Origin of the sequence: Salegentibacter sp. UBA1130 (assembly GCF_002311535.1) — a bacterium.
GTDB lineage: Bacteria > Bacteroidota > Bacteroidia > Flavobacteriales > Flavobacteriaceae > Salegentibacter > Salegentibacter agarivorans.
Genome location: NZ_DCAP01000020.1, coordinates 496,996 through 517,622 on the forward strand (window position 1 = coordinate 496,996; position 20,627 = coordinate 517,622).

Sequence of the window (20,627 nt, forward strand, 5' to 3'; positions counted from 1 at the left end):
TTTCCTGCGAGGTTTTTTTATACCTTGTAGGATGTAAAATTTGGTCTCTTACAATAAGCTAGGATTTTAAACTTATTATAACCTCTAAGTTATTAAACATGTTAGAAGCTGAAACAAGTTCAGCTTGACGAAATTAGATTTTTTTGAGACAACTTATAGATATTTCTGAGATTCCTGACTAAAATATTTTTTGTACTTGCTAATTTTTTTAAACTTTAAACGTTTTAAAGATATTGCAAGCTTATCTTTTTTATTTTTACAAAAAATCTAAAGTTACCTATGAGCACATCTTTTGAAAAGTACCAAAGACGTCGATTAATTTCGTCTTATTTTTCGGTAGTGATTAGTATTGCTTTAGTACTTTTTTTATTGGGAATGTTAGGTTTACTGGTTTTAAACACCAAAAAAGTAGCCGATCATTTTAAAGAGCAAATTGCGCTCACCGTATATTTAAAAGATACCGCCAAAGAAGTTGAGATAGAACAACTCAAGAAAAGCCTGGCAATGGCAGATTATACAAAATCTACCACCTATGTTTCTAAAGAAGAGGCCGCCGAAGCCCACAGCAAGGAAATAGGTGAGGATTTTATGGAGTTTTTAGGCTATAATCCTCTGCAGAATTCTATAGATGTTTATATGAACGCCGATTATGTCTCTGGCGAACAGGTAGATGAAATAGCAGCCGATCTTACTTCTAAAAATTTTGTAGATGAAGTAATTTATGATAAACCTCTTATTGCACTTTTAAACGAAAATGTAAAGAAAATTAGTTTCTGGGTGCTTATTGCCAGCGGGGTTTTCACCTTTATCGCGGTATTGCTTATAAACAGTTCTATTAGACTTTCGGTATATTCTAAACGATTTATTATTAAGACCATGCAAATGGTAGGCGCTACAAAAGGCTTTATTCGCAGGCCATTTATTTGGCAAAGTGTAAAACTGGGAATAATTGGCGCCATAATCGCACTTATTGGTATGGCCGGGGCACTCTATTATCTTAACAATAGCTTCCCACAACTCTCATTAACTTCAGATGTAAAATTACTCGCCGCTTTGTTTATAGGCGTTTTCGTTATGGGAATCCTTATTACCTGGCTAAGTACATTTTTTGCTACCTCCCGGTTTTTAAACCTAAAAACCGACGAGCTTTATTACTAATAAGCTTGCTTTAGCCTTCTTTTTTCTCAGAAACAGGAATAATTCAGAATAATTTTCTAATTTTTTTCGGCTAAAATATCTTGGTATATTTGATAATCGCAAACGTTTTAGTAAGCGAAACCCCTTGTAAACACTATAAAGTTCCTTATCGTGTCTCCTAAAAATCATTTAAATAAACATTCTCAAAACTGACTCTCGTCATAGATTCTGCTGCATTTCTGCCCCAACTTTGTACCAAACTTAAAAACCTAATATCATGAAAGTTTTAAAATCATATCAAGTAATTCTTACAGGTGTATTTTTTATGTTGCTAACCGCAGGCAACATGTTCGGGCAAAATTTCAAAATGGATAATTCTTCTGAAATTATTGTTGAAGGAACCTCTAACATCCACGATTGGGAAATGAAGGCAACCTCAAAGCAAGGAGGTGCAACCATTACCACTGAAGACGGGAAATTAACAGGAATCTCAAAACTTCAGGTAAGTATTCCAGCTGAAAGCCTGGAAAGTGGAAAAGGCGGAATGGACAAAAATGCTTACAAAGCACTTAATACCGATAAATATAAAAACATCGAATTTAAGTTAGACGAGGTTAAGAAGATTGAAGCCAACGGCAGCAACTCTTACAAAGTAAATGGCCTTGCGACTTTAAAAATTTCGGGAGTTTCTAAACAAGTACCGGTAGAATTCACTGCTAAGCTTAACGGAAACAAATTGGAAATAAATGGTGAAGAAAGCCTTAATATGACCAATTACAAGATTGACCCTCCTACTGCTATGTTTGGAACAATTACCACCGGCGAGGAAGTAACTATTAAATTCAAATCTACATTTTCTAAATAACTATTCAATTTTAAAAATTATTACAATGAAAAATTCAATCAAATACTTCGGCTTAATTGCATTCGTTCTTTTTGGCTTGCAAATGCAGGCACAGGACAGAGACCTGGATAACTATAGAGCTCCAGATAAAAGAGGAATCAACGTTTTTGAGGCTCCTAAGGATACCATCACAGATTTTGACGGTGTAAAAGTAAGAGTTGGTGGTGCTTCTACTATTCAATTCCAGGCTATAGATCACGAAAACTCTGGTGAACCACTAATTGAAATTGGAGACAACTTTAACCTGGCTACTGCCAACCTTGACCTGGATGTTGCTCTATACGATGGAGTTAGAATGCACCTTAGAACATACCTATCTTCTCGGCACCACCCAGAACCTTATGTAAAAGGTGGTTACATCCAGATTGATAAATTAAACTTTGTAAGAGAAGGTTTTATGGAAGACTTAATGGACAAGGTAACTGTGAAAATTGGTCATATGGAAAACAACTATGGTGATGCTCACTTTAGAAGAACCGATAACGCACAGGCAATCCACAACCCATTTGTTGGAAACTATATAATGGATGGCTTCACTACCGAAGTTGGTGCTGAAGTATACTACAGAGACAACGGTTTTATTGGAATGGTAGGACTTACAAACGGTAAATTAAACCAGGCCGTAAATAACCCCGGAACAACTGGAGCTTCTTTCCTTGCAAAATTAGGATACGACGATTATGTAGCTGAAGATCTAAGAGTAAGATTAACAGGATCTGTTTATCACACCGGTAAAAGTTCTAACGCATATTTATACAGTGCAGACCGTGCAGGTTCTAGATACTACCTTGTAATGGAGAACCCAGATGCTTCTTCTGCAGGAAACTTTAGATCTGGACGTTATAATCCTGGTCTTAGAAATGAGCTAACTGCCTTTATGTTCAACCCTTTTGTAAAATACAAAGGATTAGAATTCTTCGGAACTTATGAAAGAGCGAGCGGAAAAGCAGATGCTGAAACAAGCGACAGAGATTTTGACCAAATTGCAGCTGAATTGATCTACAGATTCGGTCAAAATGAAAACTTCTATATAGGTGGACGATACAATACTGTAGAAGGAACTGAAATGGGCGGTAACGACATAGATATTACCAGATACCAATTAGGTGCAGGTTGGTTTATGACCAAGAACATCCTTGCGAAAGTAGAATATGTAACTCAGGACTACAATGGATTTAACCCTGGAACTATTCTGCACGAAGGTAATTTCAACGGACTTATGCTAGAAGCAGCGATTAGTTTTTAAGTTGAATGTTGAGCCCCGGTTGCTATCTCACAAGAGATTCACCGGGGCTTTTTATCTCCTGTTGCCAACCATTTCTTAACCAGAATTCAATTACTTATCTTTATAGAAATGCCCTAAATTAAACCAGGATGAAAACTTATATTCCTTTACTTTTTATATTATTTTTTACTATTACGGGAGTAGCGCAAACCGGTTTGGAAACCAGAAAAATTGATATTCTTCCAGATAGTCACTTAAGCATTAAAGGCACAACCAATATCAACGATTTTGAATGTGATTTTAATACCCTTAGGTTTAAAAATGAAACTTTTAAAGTGCATTATACAGAGAATGGTGAAATTCTTCATTTTAAGAATAGTGTTTTACCCCTGGAAAATGTGAATTTTGATTGTGGCAACCGAAAAATAAATAAAGACTTTCACGAACTTCTAAAATCTAAAGAACATCCTGAAATCCTCTTGAAACTAAAGAAAATAGATATGAGCGAGGAAGGAAATTCTATAGTAACCATAGGCTTTACCATTGCAGGGGTTAATAAAGATTATAAGTTTCCGGTAGAGATTACAAGAGATAAACAACTATGTTTTGATGGGAAATTGAAGCTTAATATTAAAGATTTTAACCTGGAAGCACCCAGTAAAATCTTTGGGCTCATCGTCCTGGATGAAGTAATAGAAATTAATTTCAATTTAAACGTTAAAACCTAAAATGCTGAATCATCTAAAAATATTATCAGCTCAGGATGCGGTTGCCAAAGTAAAATCTGGTGACCGCATTTTTATTCAGGGTGCCGCAATGACGCCGGTAACCCTAATTGATGCATTATGCGATCGTTATAATGAATTGACCGATGTTGAAATTATACAAATTCATACCGAGGGAAAAGCAAAATACACCGAAGAACCTTACGCCGGTTCTTTTAGCATCAACACGTGTTTTGTTGCCGGCAACGTTAGAAATGCGGTCAATTCTAATAAAGGAACCTATATTCCCATATTTCTAAGTGAGATTCATAACCTTTTCCGCAGGGATATCTTGCCTTTAGATGTTGCTTTTATCCAGGTTTCCCCACCCGATAAACACGGATATTGTTCGCTGGGAGTTTCAGTAGATATCACGTTACCCGCTATTCAAAAGGCTAAAAAAGTAATTGCGCAAATAAACCCAAATGTACCAAGAACCCACGGGGACGGAATTATTCACAGCAGCCAGATTGAGGCTGCCATAGAAGTGAATCAGCCTATTTTTGCTACCAGTGTTACTGCTCCTACCGGAATTGAAAAACAAATTGGTAAACATGTAGCCGAACTAATTGATGATGGCGCTACCCTCCAAATGGGAATTGGGGGTATTCCCAATGTAGTTTTAAATAATCTTCAAAACCACAAAAACCTGGGAATCCATACTGAAATGTTTTCTGACGGAATTTTGCCATTGGTAAAATCGGGAGTAATTACCGGGGCAAGTAAGGAAATAAAAACCGGAAAACTGGTGACCTGTTTTGCCATAGGTTCACCTGATTTATACGATTTTATTGATGATAATCCTATTGTGCATTTTAAAGAAGCGGCTTATACCAACGATACGGCTATAATTAGACAAAACCCTAAAGTAACCGCTATAAATTCGGCTATAGAAATAGATCTTACCGGCCAGGTTTGTGCCGATACTATTGGGAAATATCAATTCTCTGGCGTTGGCGGGCAAATGGATTTTATAAGAGGAGCAGCACTTTCTGAAGGTGGAAAACCTATTATTGCAATGCCATCTATCACCAAAAACGGTATTTCCAAGATTGTACCTTTTCTAAAAGAAGGCGCCGGCGTAACCACAACCCGGGCACACGTGCATTATATTGCTACAGAATATGGCGTTGTAAATCTCTATGGAAAAAACCTGAAACAAAGAGCTAAAGAACTTATTTCTATAGCGCATCCAGACCATAGAGAGCAATTAGAGAAAGAATCACATAATCAATTTAGATAGAAGCACTTAAAATATTTTTAAAGCCTGGAGAAATTCAATTTTTCCAGGCTTTTTTAATTCAATTATGATTATGCTCATAAGATTCCAGCAGCTTCAACCTTAATTTTACCTCACATTTAAAATTAAAAACTATGAAACTTTACAAAACTTTGCTGGCCGATTTTGAAGAAATGAGTATGGGATATTCAGCAATTGGTATTATCGCATCCAGCTGTTTAGGATCTGTGGCTGCAATGCTAATTTTAATGAACGGACATACATTTATAGATATGCTTCAGCTTTTTATTGTAGTTATAGTTTGTATGGGCTTCAATACCGTGATTTTAGCGCAGTTTAAATCTAAAATTGTATTTAATGCACTTTTGCTTAGCCTTGCAATATCCTCTATCTTTATCCTTATAAATATATTCTAGCACCACTGTATGAAAAATGATATTAAAACCCGGGAAGATGTTTTTTTACTGGTTTCCGGATTTTATAAAAAAGTAAGGCAAAATCCTGAAATTGGTCATTTTTTCAATGAGGTAATAAAAGACTGGGATGCCCATTTCGAGAAATTAACCGATTTCTGGGAAAGCAATCTCTTTTTTAAAGCAACCTACAAGGGCAATCCTCAAAAGGTTCACGTAAAAGTAGACCAGGAAAACAACCAGGAGATTTCCAATTACCATTTTGGGATTTGGCTAAACTTATGGTTTGAAACTATAGACGAATTGTACGAAGGTGAACTCGCCAACCGGGCAAAAAATAACGCCAGGAAGATGTCTTCACATTTATATTTAAAGATGTTTCAGGCTAGAGAAAACAAAGCATAAAAAGGTTGTCTAGAAAGATTTTAAATCATCATTTTAAATTGATTTCAGAATTATTTAAAAATTAATCCTAAATAAATAAAACAATCTTAAAACTTCGGAAAAGATCTAAATTAGATCAATCTAGACAGCCTCTTAAAATTTATTTTATTGATAAATAATTACCCAGAACAACTTTCCTAAGGAAAGAGCTGTAACTATTATTTTAGCCTGTAACTTGAGTTACACCTAAGGTTTGTATTTATTAACTATCTAAATGATAGATTTTCATCACATCTTTCAGGATTTCTGAAAAATCGATTTTAAGGTCAATTAACTTACCAGAATGAATATCGAAAACCCAACCGTGCACGGTTATCCCTCTATCTAAAAATGCTCTCTGTACTTCTGCAGTTTTTATTACATTAATACACTGTTCTTGCACGTTTAATTCAACAAGTCTTTTATAACGTGCTTCTTCGTCTTTAATATCATCCAGTTCATTTTGGTGAATACGGTATACATCCCTAATATTTCTTAACCAGGGATTTAGAATACCCAAATCCTGAGATTGCATAGCGGCTTTAACACCCCCGCAATAATAATGGCCACATACAACTACGTGTCTAACCCCAAGATGGGCAACCGCATAATCTATTACAGACATGGCGCTTAGATCAGTATTGGGCACCATATTAGCAATATTTCTATGTACAAAAACATCACCTGGCGCTACTCCCATTAGTTCTTCAGGTGTAACCCTACTATCTGAGCAACCTATGTAAAGAATATCCGGGTCTTGGCCTTTAGACAGATCGCTAAAGTAATTTGCGTCTTTTTGTAATTTTTCCTGAATCCAGTTCTTATTGTTTTCAAAAATTTCTTTAATCTCCATTTCTTTCGTTATATAAAGTTATCATCTTCTTCCCAAGTTTAATTTTATGCATTCCTTCTAAATAAAAGCAGGAGCTGCATTTTGGGAACGTGCATAAACATAAGGTTTTCTACTATAATTAGCAAAGTAGCACGCAGCTAAAGAGCTAACTTTAATAGCTAAACAGAAAACTTTAACCAAATTTTAGAAATTTAGCCGTGAAGAATAAGCACCGGAAGGTTTTGTTTCCGGGTTTCGGTAGCCGAAAGCCTGTTTAAAAGCTTTTCAGTAATATGAAGCTGGCGGGCAAAAAACACTATAATATTGGCCTTTACATTTGCTTCTGGCCAGAACTTCCCAAAGAAATCTGATTCTTCTTTGAGCGTTTTTCGGTTAAGTTTATAATTGGGCAGTTTAAAATCTTCTATTTGTCCTTCAGAATTATTCAAATTAAATTCCCATACATCCAGGCTTACATTAGGAGCAACGGGCAACTTTTGCAATAATTGTAAAGCTTCAGTATGAACAGGAAATCGTAAATCTATAGGAAGATAAAGTCTTTCCCATTGTTTAAATTCACAATTAGGCACTACCAATACAGGGCATTTTACCTTTTTTACTACATTACACGTATTCCCACCTAAACCCTGGAAATTAGAAGTATTTTTTCCAGATGCACCCATCACAATTAGGTCTATCCTTTTTTCGGTTACTGCCTTTCGGGTTGCATTTATAAGGTTATCGGCAAAAGGAAGAGTATAAAATGAATGGCCAGTTGCAGCAGGCTCTTTTTTAAGCCTGGCAACAAAGTCTACAAGCGCCTCATCTATTTTTGATGCCACGCCGGTAGAAGAGGCATGAAGCACATAAAATTTTGATGAGCCTGAATTTGAATTCAAGGCATAGCGTGCAGCATTATAAGCCTGGGGAGAAAAATCTGTAAGTATTAAAATATTCATAGGCTTGACCTTTCAGCACTAATTTTGGCCAAAAGTAGCGTGAAAGATCAATCCTAAATATGATTCCGGTCAGTTCTGTAAAAATTAACTAATTGCCTCCAGCTTTTCTGCATCTAAAAGCTTCACATTTCTGCCTTCAATTTCAATAAGTCCTTCTTTTTTAAAATCGGAAAGGGTTCTTATTAGCGTTTCTGAAGCTATACCAGCGACTCCTGCCAGGTCTGCCCGCGAAATTCTAATACTGTGTAATGGGTTTTTCTTAATTTTATGAGCGAAAAGTAAAATAGTTCTGGCTGTTTTTCTTCTTACTGAAGCATAGGCAATTTCCATTAATTGCTCTTTTACCCCCATAAGATGATCGCCCATTTCCTGGAGCAATTCCATACTAATATTACTATTGCTCTTAAGGATTTCCCTTAATTCGTCTTTAGAAACCACGTAAAGCACACTGTCTTCTAAAGCCGTGGCATATTCGCCATAAGCCGAATTCTTATTAAAGCTTAAATTTCCGAAGAAATCTCCTTCTTTGTAAAGTTCGGTAATCATTTCTTTACCGCGGCTATCATATTTGTGGGCTTTTACAACCCCGCGTTCTACCATATAAAAATGCAGGGAAGATTTTCCTTCTTCATAAATATTTTCACCAGCCTTAAAACTAATCTGCTCGCGGTTTCTCATCATTTCGCGAAAAGCCGAAAGATTTTGAACGGTTTCTCCATTATTATCCTTTTTCTGGGCTTGCAAAATCTCTACTTTTGCCAGCCTGCTTTCTATAGCGCTCAAAAGGTCTTCTTCTTCAAAAGGCTTGGTTAGATAATCGTCTGCGCCAAGGTCCATTCCTCTTCTTACATCTTTATGTTCGGTTTTCGCCGAAAGGAAAATAAAAGGAATGCCTTTGGTTTCTGAATCTTCTGAAAGGCGCGTAAGTACATCGTAGCCATCCAGTTCTGGCATCATGATATCACACACTATTATATCAGGAATTTCTTCTTTTGCTTTATCTACACCCTTCTTCCCGTCTGGTGCGGTTACTACTTCATAATTTGAGAGCTCCAGCAATTCTGCAGTATTCTCCCTAACGGTTACATCGTCTTCAATTAAAAGTATTTTTTTCATCTTAAATTATTTTCAATGTCCGCTCAAGTAACATAAGCGGTTATCTATTTTGGCTAGGTAATGTTACAGTAAATTTAGTGCCTTTATTTTCTATACTTTCAAATTTAATATTGCCTCCCATATTTTCAAGATGAACTTTAACAATATTAAGCCCTATGCCGGTGCCCTGGTTAAGCAAAGCATTTTCGGCCCTAAAATAACGTGTAAAAATATGCTTTTGGTCTTTCTCCGGAATTCCCATTCCTTCATCTTCCACCTCAAAGATAATTTTTTCTTCAGTAGGAAATATTCTAAAATAGATAGTGGAATCTTCTGGAGAGTATTTAATAGAATTTCCAATTAAATTTGAAAGAATAAGCTCCAGAATTTTTTCATCCTGATATAGGGTTACATCTCCCATTTCACTATCATATTCTATCTCCTGCCCATATTTTAAAGTCACATTGGCATTGTAAATTACCTCGTTAATAAGTTTGTTTAGGCTAAAAGCTGTGTATTTATAGTTCACGTTCCCAGATTCCAGGCGTTCTAACGAAAGGAAATCATTTAAAATATTATTTAAATAATGCACCTTGTTTTTTATGGTAGTAAGGTGTTTTGTTCTTTTTTCCTGCTGTTCGGTTTGTGTATATTTTTCGGCCAAAGTAGCCGAAGTAAGAATTCCGCTTAACGGAGTTTTAAATTCGTGACTCACCAGGGAAAGAAATTTTGTCTTTAGCTCATTGAGCTCTTTTTCCTGTTTTAGTGCAAGTTTAATACGTTTTTCGGCTTCTTTTCGCTTGGTGATTTCCTTTTCAAGGTCATCCACCGTATTTCTAAGTTCCTGGGTACGAATTTTAATTTTGTCTTCCAGCTCGGCATTGAGTTCTCTAATGCGCTGCTGATTTTCTTTTCTAATGGTAATATCTACAATTAAAGACATTACAAAACGCTCCCCATCTACCTGAAACGGATTTAATCCTGCTTCTACCGGAAATTGTGTCCCATCTTTTTTTACCCCGAACAAATCCCTGCCATGACCCATTTGTCTTTTCTCACTATCTTTCATAAACCTGTCAAAATGCTGATGGTGATTAGATTTATAGCGTACAGGAATTAAAATATTGAGATGTTCACCTAAAAGCTCCTCCTTGTCGTAACCAAACATAATTAAGGCCGCTTGATTGGCGGTAACTATTGTTTGCTGGCTGTTTACCACGATAACGCCTTCTGAAGCCGCCTCGAATAATGTATTGAATATTTGTTCGTTTTCTCTAAAAAATTCTAAAGCCACAATTTATAGGTTAGGTATTTAAGGAAACTAAATTACAAAGTGTTTAATGATTTATTAAGCAAACAGAGTTTTTATTTTAGAATACCAGAAAGAATAAAATCGGTTTTTGAATAAGGTTATCAATACTTTTTATCTTTGTTTTGCCAAAAACTTTTAATGCACTGGAGATTCCTATTATTATTTCTACTTCTACCCTTTTTGGGGCAGGCGCAACTGGTTAATATTGAAACCAAACGCCTTCAAACCGATTCTACCCGATTTGTATTAAATGCCGATTTTGCTTTTAACCATTCCAACAACGACGGGGTATCGGTAAACCAGATAAACGGAACGCTAACTACCCAGTTAAAATCAAAAGATTTAAAAAAAACCTATCTCTTTTTAGGAAATTACCGTTTAATAGATGCTGATGAAGGAAATTTGCAAAATTCCTGGTTTCTACATACCCGTTTTAACTATAAATTTAATCAACTCTTAAGGTTTGAAGCTTTTCTGCAAGGCCAATACAATCAACTGCTGGTGGTTGAACAAAGAAATCTTGTAGGTGCAGGTTTAAGACTAAAATGGATGAACCGCGAGAATTTCTCAGGTTATCTTGGCAATAGCTATATGTATGAAGTTGAATATAGCGACAGGGCCGGGACAACAGAATACAAGCATAGAAACAGCACTTATCTTTCTGTTTCCTATTTATCGAAATCAAAAAATTTCTCGGTCACCAATACGGTTTACTACCAGCCGCTTTATAAAAACCTTAAAGATTACAGGCTCTTAGAACAATTTAGATTGGACATCCCGCTGGCAGAATGGTTTAAAGTTTTTACTATTTACGATTATTACTTTGACAGTAAAACTCCTTTAAATACCCGGGAATACACCTCGCAATTACAAATTGGTGTTGGGTTTAGTTTTTAGGGATAAAAAAAGTTTCTATTGTGGAGATGTCTTTGGGCAAAAAGCTGAAGCTAAAATTTTTACAGGACTTTAAAAATAAAAAAACCGAACTCTTTTCAGAATTCGGTTAATTTTGTTGGCCTACTAGGGCTCGAACCTAGACTCTTCTGGACCAAAACCAGACGTGTTGCCAGTTACACCATAGGCCATTGCTGTAATGCGGATGCAAATTTAAAACAAACTTTCTATTGCGCAAACTTTTTCTGCAAAAAATAAACCTATTTTTTTCGAGTTCAATTTAAACGGAAATATCTACAAATATAAAAATCCCAAAACAGCTTTATTTTCAGTCATTTCAGAAAATATTTCGCTTTAACTTCCGTTAGTAAGCTATCTCAGAACAAAGCCTACAGCTGGCTTAATGGAAAAATACATCCTGGCTTCTAAGTAAGCCTAATAGCATTTAATTATCTATTATAGAGCATTCATAATTTTATTATTAAATTCGCCACATACTACTCAACTTTACTCAATAATGACAGATTTTAGCTTCAGGAAGTGGAATAAAATACTAGGATGGCTGGTATTTGTAATTGCGCTCACTACTTATACCCTCACCTTAGAACCCACCGCAAGTTTTTGGGATGCAGGTGAATACATTGCAACCTCGGCAAATCTTGAAGTAGGCCACCCACCGGGAGCGCCTTTCTACCAGATGCTGGGAGCATTCTTTTCAACATTTGCACCAGATAATTCCCAGGTGGCGCTTATGGTGAATTTTATGTCGGCCGCAGCAAGTGCATTTGCTATTTTATTTATGTTCTGGTCTATTAGTTTATTGGTTTTAAAAGTAGCCGGCCCTATAGAAAAATTAAAACCTGCCAATAAAATGGCTGTTTTAGGTAGTGCGCTAGTTGGCTCTTTAGCTTTTACTTTTACCGATAGTTTTTGGTTTAGTGCGGTAGAAGCCGAAGTTTATGCCATGGCCGCCTGCCTAATGGCGCTTATGTTCTATTTAGGTTTGTTATGGGAACGTGATATGTTTAAACCCCGCGGAAATAGATGGCTAATTCTTATTTCCCTGGTTGTGGGTTTATCTTTTGGCGTTCACTTTATGGGATTACTTACCATTCCTGCCATAGGATTTCTATATTTCTTTAAAAATTATAAAAAGGTTACCGTAAAGAATTTTATAATCGCCAATATTGTGGTGGTAGCTGTATTGATGTTTATTTTTAAACTGCTTCTGCCCTACACGCTTACTTTCTTTGCTGCTTCAGAATTATTCTTTACCAACTCGCTGGGGCTTCCGTTCAATACAGGAACCGTAATTGCACTCCTGGTAATTGTTGCTGCTTTTTACTTCGGAATCAATTATACCCGAAAGAAAAATTATTTTCAGCTTAATACATTATTCCTTTGTATTCTTTTTATCCTAATTGGATTTTCCAGCTGGGTAATGCTTCCTATAAGATCTAATGCTCCTACGGTTATTAATGAAAACAGTCCCGATAATGCGCGGGAGTTGCTCGCTTATTACAACCGGGAACAATACGGCGAAACTCACTTATTCTACGGCCCGCAGTTTTCTGAAATGTACGCCGGTTTAGATGAAGATAATCCATATACCGATGCTAAACCAAAGTATGAAAAAGACGAAGAAGCCGGGGAGTATATTATTGTAAACGATTATAAAAATGCAAAACAAAACCTGGACGATTCGCATAAAGCAATCCTGCCTAGGATGTGGAGTACGCAGCACGCTGCTAATTACATGGATTTTACCGGCCCCTTAGATTTTACCATAAAACCAGAATACCAGAGTGAAGAGAGATTGGTAAGTGCGGTAAACGAATTCCAGAATCGTTTTTCCCAGGGCGAACTGGATAATAACGATTATCACAACTTCTTGAGACAGTTTGGTGATTACTTAAATATCGAGAAACCTTCTTTCGCTTCAAATATTGGCTATTTATTAGAGTACCAGATTGGTTATATGTACTGGCGATATTTTATGTGGAATTTTGTTGGAAGACAGGACGATATACAGGGAAAATATACCGATGTTCACGGTAACTGGATTAGTGGGATAGATTTTATAGACGAGATGCACGTTGGCCCACAAGACAATCTTCCCAGCGATGTAAAAAATAACAAAGCCAGAAATACCTATTATTTTCTTCCACTGATTTTAGGATTAATAGGTCTTGTTTTTCAATTTAAACGAGATAAAAATAATTTCTGGGTCTTACTGGTGTTTTTCCTTTTTACGGGTATTGCACTAAAAATTTACTTAAATGAAAGACCTTTTGAACCCCGGGAACGCGATTATGCTTTAGTTGGTTCGTTTTACGTTTTTGCCATTTGGATTGGTTTTGGAGCCTACGCCCTCTTTGACTGGGCTAAAAAATTCCTGAAACCAAAATTGGCTGCACCAATTGTAATTGCAGCATCAATTTTAGCGGTTCCTGTACTTTTAGCTTCAGAAAACTGGGACGATCACGATCGCAGCGGTAGGGATTCTACACTTACCATGGCCAAAATGTACCTGGATTCTGTAGATGAAAATGGTATTATTTTCACCATTGGAGATAACGATACTTTTGCGCTCTGGTATGTGCAGCAAATTGAACGTTACCGTACCGATGTTAGAGTGGTAAACACAAGCCTTTTTGCCACCGACTGGTATATAGACCAAATGAAGCGTAAGGCTTTTGAAAGTGATCCTATTCCATCACAATTTGAAAATGAGGATTACAATGGAGTTAACGATGTGGTTTTTGCTAAAGAAGTTACCCGCGATACCATTCCCATTAAAACCTGGCTGAATTATATTCAAAATGATGACCCAAGAACAAAAGCCGAATTACAAAGTGGGCAAACAATAAACACCTTCCCTACCCGAAATATAAGTGTTCCTGTAGATAAACAAGCTGTTTTAGAAAATGGAATCGTAGAAGAACGCTTTGCAGATCAAATTGTAGATGAAATTGTAATTAATATAGAGTCGCAGGCTATTTATAAGAATACATTATTAATGCTGGATATTATTGCCAACAATAATTGGGAAAGACCAATTTATTTCTCTGGCGGAAGCTTTAGCGACGAAGATTATCTTTGGATGAAAGAATACCTGCAGCTTGAAGGTGTAGCATATAAACTTGTTCCTATTAAAACACCAATAGACCAAAGAAACCCATACGATATGGGGCGCATCAACACCGATAAGATGTACGATATTGTGATGAATTGGGATTGGGGTAATATGGGATCAGACGATATTTATCACGATACTGAAACGCGCCGAAATTCCATCACCTACAGAAGTAACCTTGCCAGGTTGGTAGAAAACCTGTTAAACGAACAGGACACTACCCGTGCTAAAAAAGTGCTTGACCTTGCAATGGAACATATGCCGGTAGAACATTTTCAATATTATGCGCTTTTAGAACCTTATGTTAGTGGCTATTATGAAGTTGGCGAACCCGAAAAGGCAAGGGAAATTTGGGAGAAAATTGCTAAAAACTACCAGGAAAACCTTGAATATTACAGCAGCTGGGATATAGACAGGCAGTATCGAAATTTCAATGAAATTGTATCTGATATTGAGCGTTACCGCGCGCTGGTAGATTTACTCGTAGTTCACCAGGATGAAGAAATTCTCGAAGAAAAAGCCGACGAATTTAATGAACACCTGGAAATGTTCCGTCATTTTTATGGTGAAGAAGAAGAAATAGATCCGCAAGATTCACAGGAAAGTGCTATTCAGGAGGGTTTGAATTCTGAATTGAACCGGGGAAATAATTCGCTTAGAATAGATTCTGCGGTAGAAGAATAAAAAAATTAAAAATATTCCTGCAAGGTTTATAAAACTGGCAGGAATATTTTTTCAAAATACGGAGTGGCAGCATTTGGATTTCAGGTCGCAACCCGATTCAGCTTTTCTCTGAACCACTTTTCTAATATGAACCCGTTTTTTATAAAATATCCTTCAATTTTAAGGAAACTCTATCCCAACCGAATTACCCAAATTCAGGATAAAAAAAGTATTTATCTCACGTTTGATGATGGTCCTATTCCCGAAATCACGCCCTGGGTTTTAGAGCAATTAAAAAAGTATAAAGCAAAAGCGACATTCTTTTGTATTGGTGACAACATCAGGAAAAATCCAGAAATCTTTCAGCAATTGTCAAAAGAAAATCACCGTATTGGGAACCATACGTTTAACCATTTAAATGGGTGGAAAACTAAAACCGAAGTCTATGTTAAAAATGTACAAAAGACGGAGGAAATACTTCAAGAAAAGAGAAAAAAAAGAGAAGAGAGAAGAGATAACAGAACCCAGAACCAGGAAAACGCGAAACCCGTGACCTGCAACTCGCAACCCGAAACTTCAACGCAAAAACTCTTTCGCCCTCCTTACGGGAAAATCAACAATTCACAGGCCTCAGCACTTGTAAAACTGAATTATAAAATAGTGATGTGGGATGTTTTAAGTGGAGATTTTGAAAACAGGATTTCTAAAGAAAAATGCTTTAAAAATGTGATAAATAATGCTTCAGGTGGAAGCACTATTGTTTTTCACGACAGCCAAAAAGCCTTTAAAAATTTGAAATATACACTACCTAAAGTTTTGGAGTATTACGCTGAAAAAGGCATCAGTTTTAAAGCGCTTTAAATATATTCCTTAAGAATACCTACCAGCGTTGCAGCGTCCTGTTCCCCGGTTTGGCGCCATTTCATCTCACCAGATTTATAAATCATTAAGGTTGGCAAAGCTTTCACCCTAAGCGCTTCGGCAAGTTGAGCATTTTTATCTACATCGATTTTTATCACTTTTGCCTTATTGCCCATAGAAGCGGCAACTTCGCGTAAAACAGGACTCATAGCCTTTGAATCTTCATTCCACTCGGTGTAGAAGTCTAACAAGACCGGAATATTGAGATCTATTAATTCTCCAAATTTTGACATGTAGTTTTTCTTTTAATTAGACTCACCAAGTGAGATTCAAAATGGGAAACGCACTTCATACTTTTTTTCGGAGCAAATACTAATTCAAATATAGCAAATTCTCCAGATTATGCAGGTTTTGAGCCTTTTTTGAGTTCAATTACACTTATTTCTGGCCAAATTCCCACGCGCCCGGGAAAAGCCAAATAGCCAAATCCGCGGTTTACGTTAATATAACGGCCAAATTCTTCATATATTCCAGCCCAGTTTTGATAACGATATTGCACCGGGCTCCATCTAAACCATCCTGGAATTTCAATACCAAACTGCATTCCGTGGGTGTGACCACTAAGCGTCAAATGATAATGTTTAGGATCTTTCTTTATCTTTTCCTGCCAGTAAGAAGGATCGTGACTCAATAAAACTTTGAAATCTTTCTCGCTTAGTCCTTCCCCAGCCCTATCTAGATCTCCTTCTTTTTTAAATCCGCCGGCGCCCCAGTTTTCTACACCTATTAAAGCGATTTTTTCACCGTTTCTCTCAATTATTTTATGCTCATTCAGTAAAAGTTGCCAACCCATTTCAGCATGGGTTTCCTTCAAAGTATCTAGGTTTTGTTTCTTTTCTTCAGAAGAATTCCAGTTTTTATAATCTCCATAATCGTGATTTCCCAGGATAGAATACACCCCATCTTTCGCTTTTATTTGACTGAACATTTCTTTCCAGGGCTCCATTTCTGAAGCTTCGTTATTAACAAGATCCCCGGTAAAAACAACCATATCACTTTCTTGCTCGTTTAGAAGGTCTACCCCGTATTTAATCTTGTTTTTGTTATCAAAACTACCACTGTGAACATCGCTAATTTGGCTTAATCGGTAACCATCAAAAGCATCGGGTAGATCTTCAAAGTATAATGTATAACGCAAAACTCTAAAATTATATTTCCCCTGGTACATTCCATATAAAACCGAGGCCAAAGGAATGGCAGCAAGTCCCATAGCTAACTGGCTCAAAAATTTTCTACGTGAAGGGAGAGCAAAATTTCCTTTAGAAGAAGATAATTTTTCATATCCAGCGATACCCATTCTGTAAATATCTTCCCCAAACATAATGAGGGTGAGAATAAGTTTAAAAAGCAATACTGAAAGTAGAAACCCAAAGGCATAACCCCGTGCCCCGGTGAGGACACTACCTTCTACTGGCGTAAGCCATTGGTATAGGAAATTACCCAAAACCGCAGCGGTAATAACAAAATATAAAATTATCACCCAGTAATTACGGGTAAGTGTTTTTAAAACCTGGTAGGCATAAATCTCTATTAAAAGGAAAAAAACTATTAATATAATCCAGCGCATGAGTACTCTTAAATTTTTGCGAATATACTTTTAATCATTACTTTATAAATTTCGTTTGGGTTTATTTTAACGCCTGTTTTAGTTATAATAACCCGACAAATTTTTATCCTAAATAGTGCCATAAATGTCATATAGCATAAAATTTGACTATACCACTAATTGCAAAATAATAGTTAGCAGGTTACCTCAAGTTTTTAAGACCCACTAAAGCCAGTATGATAATATCTTTGTAGTTTTGGGATATTTAGAAAAACAATATTCCAAAATATATGTCTGCTCAAAAACGCTTATTCTTACTGGACGCTTACGCGCTTATTTTCCGTGGTTACTACGCTTTTATAAAAAACCCCAGGATTAATTCTAAAGGCTTTGATACATCAGCAATTATGGGTTTTATGAATTCCCTTTTTGATGTTATTAGACGGGAAAAGCCAGATCATCTAGCCGTTTGTTTTGACAAAGAAGGCAGCCAGGTTAGAACCGAAATGTTTGCTGAATATAAAGCAAACCGCGATGCTACGCCAGAACCAATAAAAGAAGCTATTCCAATTATCCAGGATATTTTAAATGCGATGCACATCCCGGTGGTAGTGCTTCCCGGTTGTGAGGCCGATGATATTATTGGCACCCTCGCCCTACAAGCCGAGAAAGAAAACTACCAGGTTTTTATGGTAACTCCAGATAAGGATTTTGCTCAATTGGTGAGCGAAAATATTTTTATGTACCGCCCGGCAAGAATGGGTAACGGAATAGAAATTTGGGGCATTCCCGAAGTACAGAAGAAATTTGGGGTTGAACGGCCGGAGCAAGTGATAGATTTTCTTGGAATGATGGGCGACGCGGTAGATAATATACCCGGACTTCCCGGAGTTGGTGAAAAAACCGCTAAAAAGTTCCTGAAGCAATTTGGAAGTATGGAAGAATTACTGGCTAATACTGACCAGTTGAAAGGTAAGATGAAGGAGAAAGTAGAAAGTCATGCCGAGCAGGGAATTCTTTCTAAAAAACTTGCAGCTATTCTTACCGATTGTGATGTTAAATTTCACGCTGAAGATTACGAACTTTCGCAACCTGATGCCGAAAAAGTGCAGGAGATCTTTGAAGAACTTGAATTCAGAAGGTTAAGAGATCAATTTATAAAATTATTTAGTGGCGAAGAAGATCAACCACAAACCCAGGTCACAAATTCTCCTTCAGCTAAAAAAGTTTCCAAAACTGCAGGCGAAGGCCAGTTTTCTTTGTTTGGAGGTGATAATTCAGAAAAAATTGAAGCCAGTTCTGGCGGAAGAAAATCTTTAAAAGATACGGCTCACGTCTACCAAAGTTTAAAGACTGAATTGTCCAGAAAATTATTCCTTCAAAATTTAATGAAGCAAACAAGCGTTTGCTTAGATACTGAAACCACAAGTTTAAATGCGCTGGAAGCAGAGCTGGTAGGTATTGCGTTTTCCTGGGAACCCGGTAAAGGTTTTTACCTGCCTTTTCCCGAAGAACGAGAAAAAGCCCAGGAACTTATTGAAGAATTAAGACCATTCTTTGAAGACGAAAAAATTGAAAAAATTGGTCAAAACCTAAAATATGACATCAAGGTTTTAGCAAAATATAATATTGAAATAAAAGGAAAACTTTTCGATACTATGATCGCGCATTATTTGATCAATCCAGATATGCGTCATAATATGGATGTACTTGCCGAAACTTACCTTAATTATACCCCGCAACCTATTTCAGAATTAATAGGAAAAAAAGGAAAGAATCAGAAGTCGATGCGGGATGTTCCGGTTGAAGAACAAACCGAATATGGTGTAGAAGATGCCGATGTTACCCTTCAGCTTAAAAAATTCTTTGAACAGGAATTAAAAGAAGCAGAAACCCGAAAGCTTTTTGATGAAATTGAAATTCCGCTAGTTAGAGTGCTTGCCGCAATGGAATTGGAAGGCATAAAATTAGACGAGAATTTCCTAAAATCCCTTTCTGACGCACTGGATAGCGACATTAAAGATTTGGAGCAAAGCATTTATAAAGAAGCCGGGGAAGAATTTAAAATAAGCTCTCCAAAACAATTAGGGCTTATTCTTTTTGAAAAAATGGAGTTGGTTAAAAAACCCAAAAAGACCAAAACAGGCCAATATTCAACCAGCGAAGATGTGCTCTCGGTTTTAGTTAAAGAACATAAGATCGTAGAGGATGTTTTAATGTATCGTGCGCTGGTAAAACTCCAAAATACCTATGTAGATTCATTACCAAACCAGGTACAAAAAGCTACCGGCAGAATTCATACCGATTATGTGCAAACTATTGCAGCTACGGGAAGATTGAGCTCCAACAATCCTAACCTTCAAAATATACCGATAAGGACCGAGCGTGGTCGCCAGGTGAGAAAAGCTTTTGTTCCGCGAGACGAAAATCATATTCTGCTGGCTGCCGATTATTCTCAAATTGAATTGCGAATTATTGCGGCGCTTAGCGAAGAAGATAATATGATCAAAGCTTTCAAGGAAGGTAAAGATATTCACGCTTCTACCGCCGCCCAGGTTTTTAACGTAAATATAGATGAAGTAACCCGTGAGCAAAGAAGCAACGCTAAAACTGTAAATTTTGGAATTATTTATGGCGTTTCAGCCTTCGGCTTAAGCAATCAGACCAATTTATCTCGTGCCGAAGCAAAAGAACTTATTGACACCTATTACAAAACCTATCCCAAATTAACCGGATACATTGCAGACCAGATAGCTTTTGCCAGGGAGAACGGTTATGTTCAAACCATTTTAGGTAGAAGGCGTTATTTAAAAGATATCAATTCACAAAATGCGGTAGTGCGTGGCGCTGCAGAACGAAATGCGGTAAATGCACCAATACAAGGTAGCGCAGCAGATATTATAAAACTGGCAATGATTAATATTTACCGAAAACTCACAGAAGGAAAATTTAAAACCAAAATGTTACTCCAGGTACATGATGAATTGGTTTTTGATGCTCATAAAGATGAAATTGAAGAAGTAAAGAAAATGATTCAGTTTGAAATGGAAAACGCCTACAAACTGGATGTTCCTTTAGACGTAGAATTAGGAGAAGGCAATAACTGGCTGGAAGCACATTAGAATTTCTCCGTCATTGCGATGGAGGCACGACTGAAGCAATC

Annotated in this window: 17 protein-coding genes and 1 tRNA gene; 11 read left to right on the top strand and 7 right to left on the bottom strand. The window is 36.7% G+C overall.

The annotated features are described in order from the left end of the window. The first annotated feature begins 279 nt into the window (after positions 1-279). The 7 genes from B4F31_RS07610 to B4F31_RS07640 all read left to right on the top strand — a co-directional run bounded on the left by B4F31_RS07610 (position 280) and on the right by B4F31_RS07640 (position 6,088). Complete coding sequence (locus B4F31_RS07610; RefSeq protein WP_075325062.1) at positions 280-1,158, top strand: cell division protein FtsX; 879 nt, start codon at positions 280-282, stop codon at positions 1,156-1,158. A 346-nt stretch (positions 1,159-1,504) separates the two neighbouring features. Beyond that, entirely contained in the window at positions 1,505-2,002 is a 498-nt protein-coding gene (locus tag B4F31_RS07615; protein WP_286761014.1) for a YceI family protein, read from the top strand. A 25-nt stretch (positions 2,003-2,027) separates the two neighbouring features. Further along, a complete protein-coding gene (locus B4F31_RS07620) occupies positions 2,028-3,287 on the top strand; it encodes a hypothetical protein (RefSeq protein WP_075325064.1) in 1,260 nt (419 codons plus the stop codon). A 128-nt stretch (positions 3,288-3,415) separates the two neighbouring features. Next, positions 3,416-3,994 (top strand): YceI family protein, encoded by a 579-nt coding sequence (locus B4F31_RS07625; RefSeq protein WP_093304407.1) that lies wholly within the window; start codon positions 3,416-3,418, stop codon positions 3,992-3,994. A gap of 1 nt (position 3,995) precedes the next feature. Then, positions 3,996-5,273, top strand: a complete 1,278-nt coding sequence (locus B4F31_RS07630; protein ID WP_093304404.1) for an acetyl-CoA hydrolase/transferase family protein — start codon at positions 3,996-3,998, stop codon at positions 5,271-5,273. Positions 5,274-5,404: 131 nt separating this feature from the next. Next, a complete protein-coding gene (locus B4F31_RS07635; RefSeq protein ID WP_075325067.1) occupies positions 5,405-5,686 on the top strand; it encodes a hypothetical protein in 282 nt (93 codons plus the stop codon). Positions 5,687-5,695: 9 nt separating this feature from the next. Beyond that, positions 5,696-6,088 (top strand): group III truncated hemoglobin, encoded by a 393-nt coding sequence (locus B4F31_RS07640; RefSeq protein WP_075325068.1) that lies wholly within the window; start codon positions 5,696-5,698, stop codon positions 6,086-6,088. Positions 6,089-6,329: 241 nt separating this feature from the next. Here the strand turns inward: B4F31_RS07640 and B4F31_RS07645 are convergent, their stop codons facing one another. From B4F31_RS07645 to B4F31_RS07660, 4 genes are all read right to left on the bottom strand, one after another. Further along, complete coding sequence (locus tag B4F31_RS07645) at positions 6,330-6,959, bottom strand: carbonic anhydrase (protein ID WP_286761015.1); 630 nt, start codon at positions 6,957-6,959, stop codon at positions 6,330-6,332. Positions 6,960-7,150: 191 nt separating this feature from the next. After that, entirely contained in the window at positions 7,151-7,897 is a 747-nt protein-coding gene (locus B4F31_RS07650; protein WP_093304398.1) for a universal stress protein, read from the bottom strand. Positions 7,898-7,981: 84 nt separating this feature from the next. Beyond that, entirely contained in the window at positions 7,982-9,013 is a 1,032-nt protein-coding gene (locus B4F31_RS07655; RefSeq protein ID WP_075325071.1) for a response regulator, read from the bottom strand. A 40-nt stretch (positions 9,014-9,053) separates the two neighbouring features. After that, complete coding sequence (locus B4F31_RS07660) at positions 9,054-10,286, bottom strand: PAS domain-containing sensor histidine kinase (protein ID WP_075325072.1); 1,233 nt, start codon at positions 10,284-10,286, stop codon at positions 9,054-9,056. Positions 10,287-10,442: 156 nt separating this feature from the next. On the opposite strand from B4F31_RS07660, the gene B4F31_RS07665 reads away from it, so the two are divergent. After that, entirely contained in the window at positions 10,443-11,201 is a 759-nt protein-coding gene (locus B4F31_RS07665) for a DUF481 domain-containing protein (protein ID WP_075325073.1), read from the top strand. Between the two features lie 115 nt (positions 11,202-11,316). On the opposite strand, the gene B4F31_RS07670 is transcribed toward B4F31_RS07665, so the two are convergent. After that, positions 11,317-11,389, bottom strand: a tRNA-Gln gene (locus tag B4F31_RS07670). A 326-nt stretch (positions 11,390-11,715) separates the two neighbouring features. Here B4F31_RS07670 and B4F31_RS07675 point away from each other — a divergent pair. Then, a complete protein-coding gene (locus B4F31_RS07675) occupies positions 11,716-15,018 on the top strand; it encodes a DUF2723 domain-containing protein (RefSeq protein ID WP_286761016.1) in 3,303 nt (1,100 codons plus the stop codon). Positions 15,019-15,144: 126 nt separating this feature from the next. Beyond that, positions 15,145-15,858, top strand: coding sequence for a polysaccharide deacetylase family protein (locus B4F31_RS07680; RefSeq protein ID WP_286761017.1), 714 nt, complete (start codon positions 15,145-15,147; stop codon positions 15,856-15,858). Here the strand turns inward: B4F31_RS07680 and B4F31_RS07685 are convergent. After that, positions 15,855-16,151, bottom strand: a complete 297-nt coding sequence (locus tag B4F31_RS07685; protein WP_075325076.1) for a thioredoxin family protein — start codon at positions 16,149-16,151, stop codon at positions 15,855-15,857. The genes B4F31_RS07680 and B4F31_RS07685 overlap by 4 nt on opposite strands. Positions 16,152-16,258: 107 nt before the next feature. Further along, positions 16,259-17,485: a metallophosphoesterase gene (locus tag B4F31_RS07690; protein ID WP_075325077.1), complete on the bottom strand. Its 1,227-nt coding sequence runs from the start codon at positions 17,483-17,485 to the stop codon at positions 16,259-16,261. A 269-nt stretch (positions 17,486-17,754) separates the two neighbouring features. Here B4F31_RS07690 and polA point away from each other — a divergent pair, with 269 nt between their 5' ends. Next, complete coding sequence (gene polA / locus B4F31_RS07695) at positions 17,755-20,586, top strand: DNA polymerase I (protein WP_093304391.1); 2,832 nt, start codon at positions 17,755-17,757, stop codon at positions 20,584-20,586. Positions 20,587-20,627 lie beyond the last annotated feature (41 nt).

Excerpts from the sequence above, each read along its gene's own strand:
- B4F31_RS07610 (WP_075325062.1), top strand. The coding sequence starts at position 280 with ATGAGCACATCTTTTGAAAAGTACCAAAGACGTCGATTAATTTCGTCT.
- B4F31_RS07615 (WP_286761014.1), top strand. The coding sequence starts at position 1,505 with ATGGATAATTCTTCTGAAATTATTGTTGAAGGAACCTCTAACATCCAC.
- B4F31_RS07620 (WP_075325064.1), top strand. The coding sequence starts at position 2,028 with ATGAAAAATTCAATCAAATACTTCGGCTTAATTGCATTCGTTCTTTTT.
- B4F31_RS07625 (WP_093304407.1), top strand. The coding sequence starts at position 3,416 with ATGAAAACTTATATTCCTTTACTTTTTATATTATTTTTTACTATTACG.
- B4F31_RS07630 (WP_093304404.1), top strand. The coding sequence starts at position 3,996 with ATGCTGAATCATCTAAAAATATTATCAGCTCAGGATGCGGTTGCCAAA.
- B4F31_RS07635 (WP_075325067.1), top strand. The coding sequence starts at position 5,405 with ATGAAACTTTACAAAACTTTGCTGGCCGATTTTGAAGAAATGAGTATG.
- B4F31_RS07640 (WP_075325068.1), top strand. The coding sequence starts at position 5,696 with ATGAAAAATGATATTAAAACCCGGGAAGATGTTTTTTTACTGGTTTCC.
- B4F31_RS07645 (WP_286761015.1), bottom strand. The coding sequence starts at position 6,959 with ATGGAGATTAAAGAAATTTTTGAAAACAATAAGAACTGGATTCAGGAA.
- B4F31_RS07650 (WP_093304398.1), bottom strand. The coding sequence starts at position 7,897 with ATGAATATTTTAATACTTACAGATTTTTCTCCCCAGGCTTATAATGCT.
- B4F31_RS07655 (WP_075325071.1), bottom strand. The coding sequence starts at position 9,013 with ATGAAAAAAATACTTTTAATTGAAGACGATGTAACCGTTAGGGAGAAT.
- B4F31_RS07665 (WP_075325073.1), top strand. The coding sequence starts at position 10,443 with ATGCACTGGAGATTCCTATTATTATTTCTACTTCTACCCTTTTTGGGG.
- B4F31_RS07675 (WP_286761016.1), top strand. The coding sequence starts at position 11,716 with ATGACAGATTTTAGCTTCAGGAAGTGGAATAAAATACTAGGATGGCTG.
- B4F31_RS07680 (WP_286761017.1), top strand. The coding sequence starts at position 15,145 with ATGAACCCGTTTTTTATAAAATATCCTTCAATTTTAAGGAAACTCTAT.
- B4F31_RS07685 (WP_075325076.1), bottom strand. The coding sequence starts at position 16,151 with ATGTCAAAATTTGGAGAATTAATAGATCTCAATATTCCGGTCTTGTTA.
- B4F31_RS07690 (WP_075325077.1), bottom strand. The coding sequence starts at position 17,485 with ATGCGCTGGATTATATTAATAGTTTTTTTCCTTTTAATAGAGATTTAT.
- polA (WP_093304391.1), top strand. The coding sequence starts at position 17,755 with ATGTCTGCTCAAAAACGCTTATTCTTACTGGACGCTTACGCGCTTATT.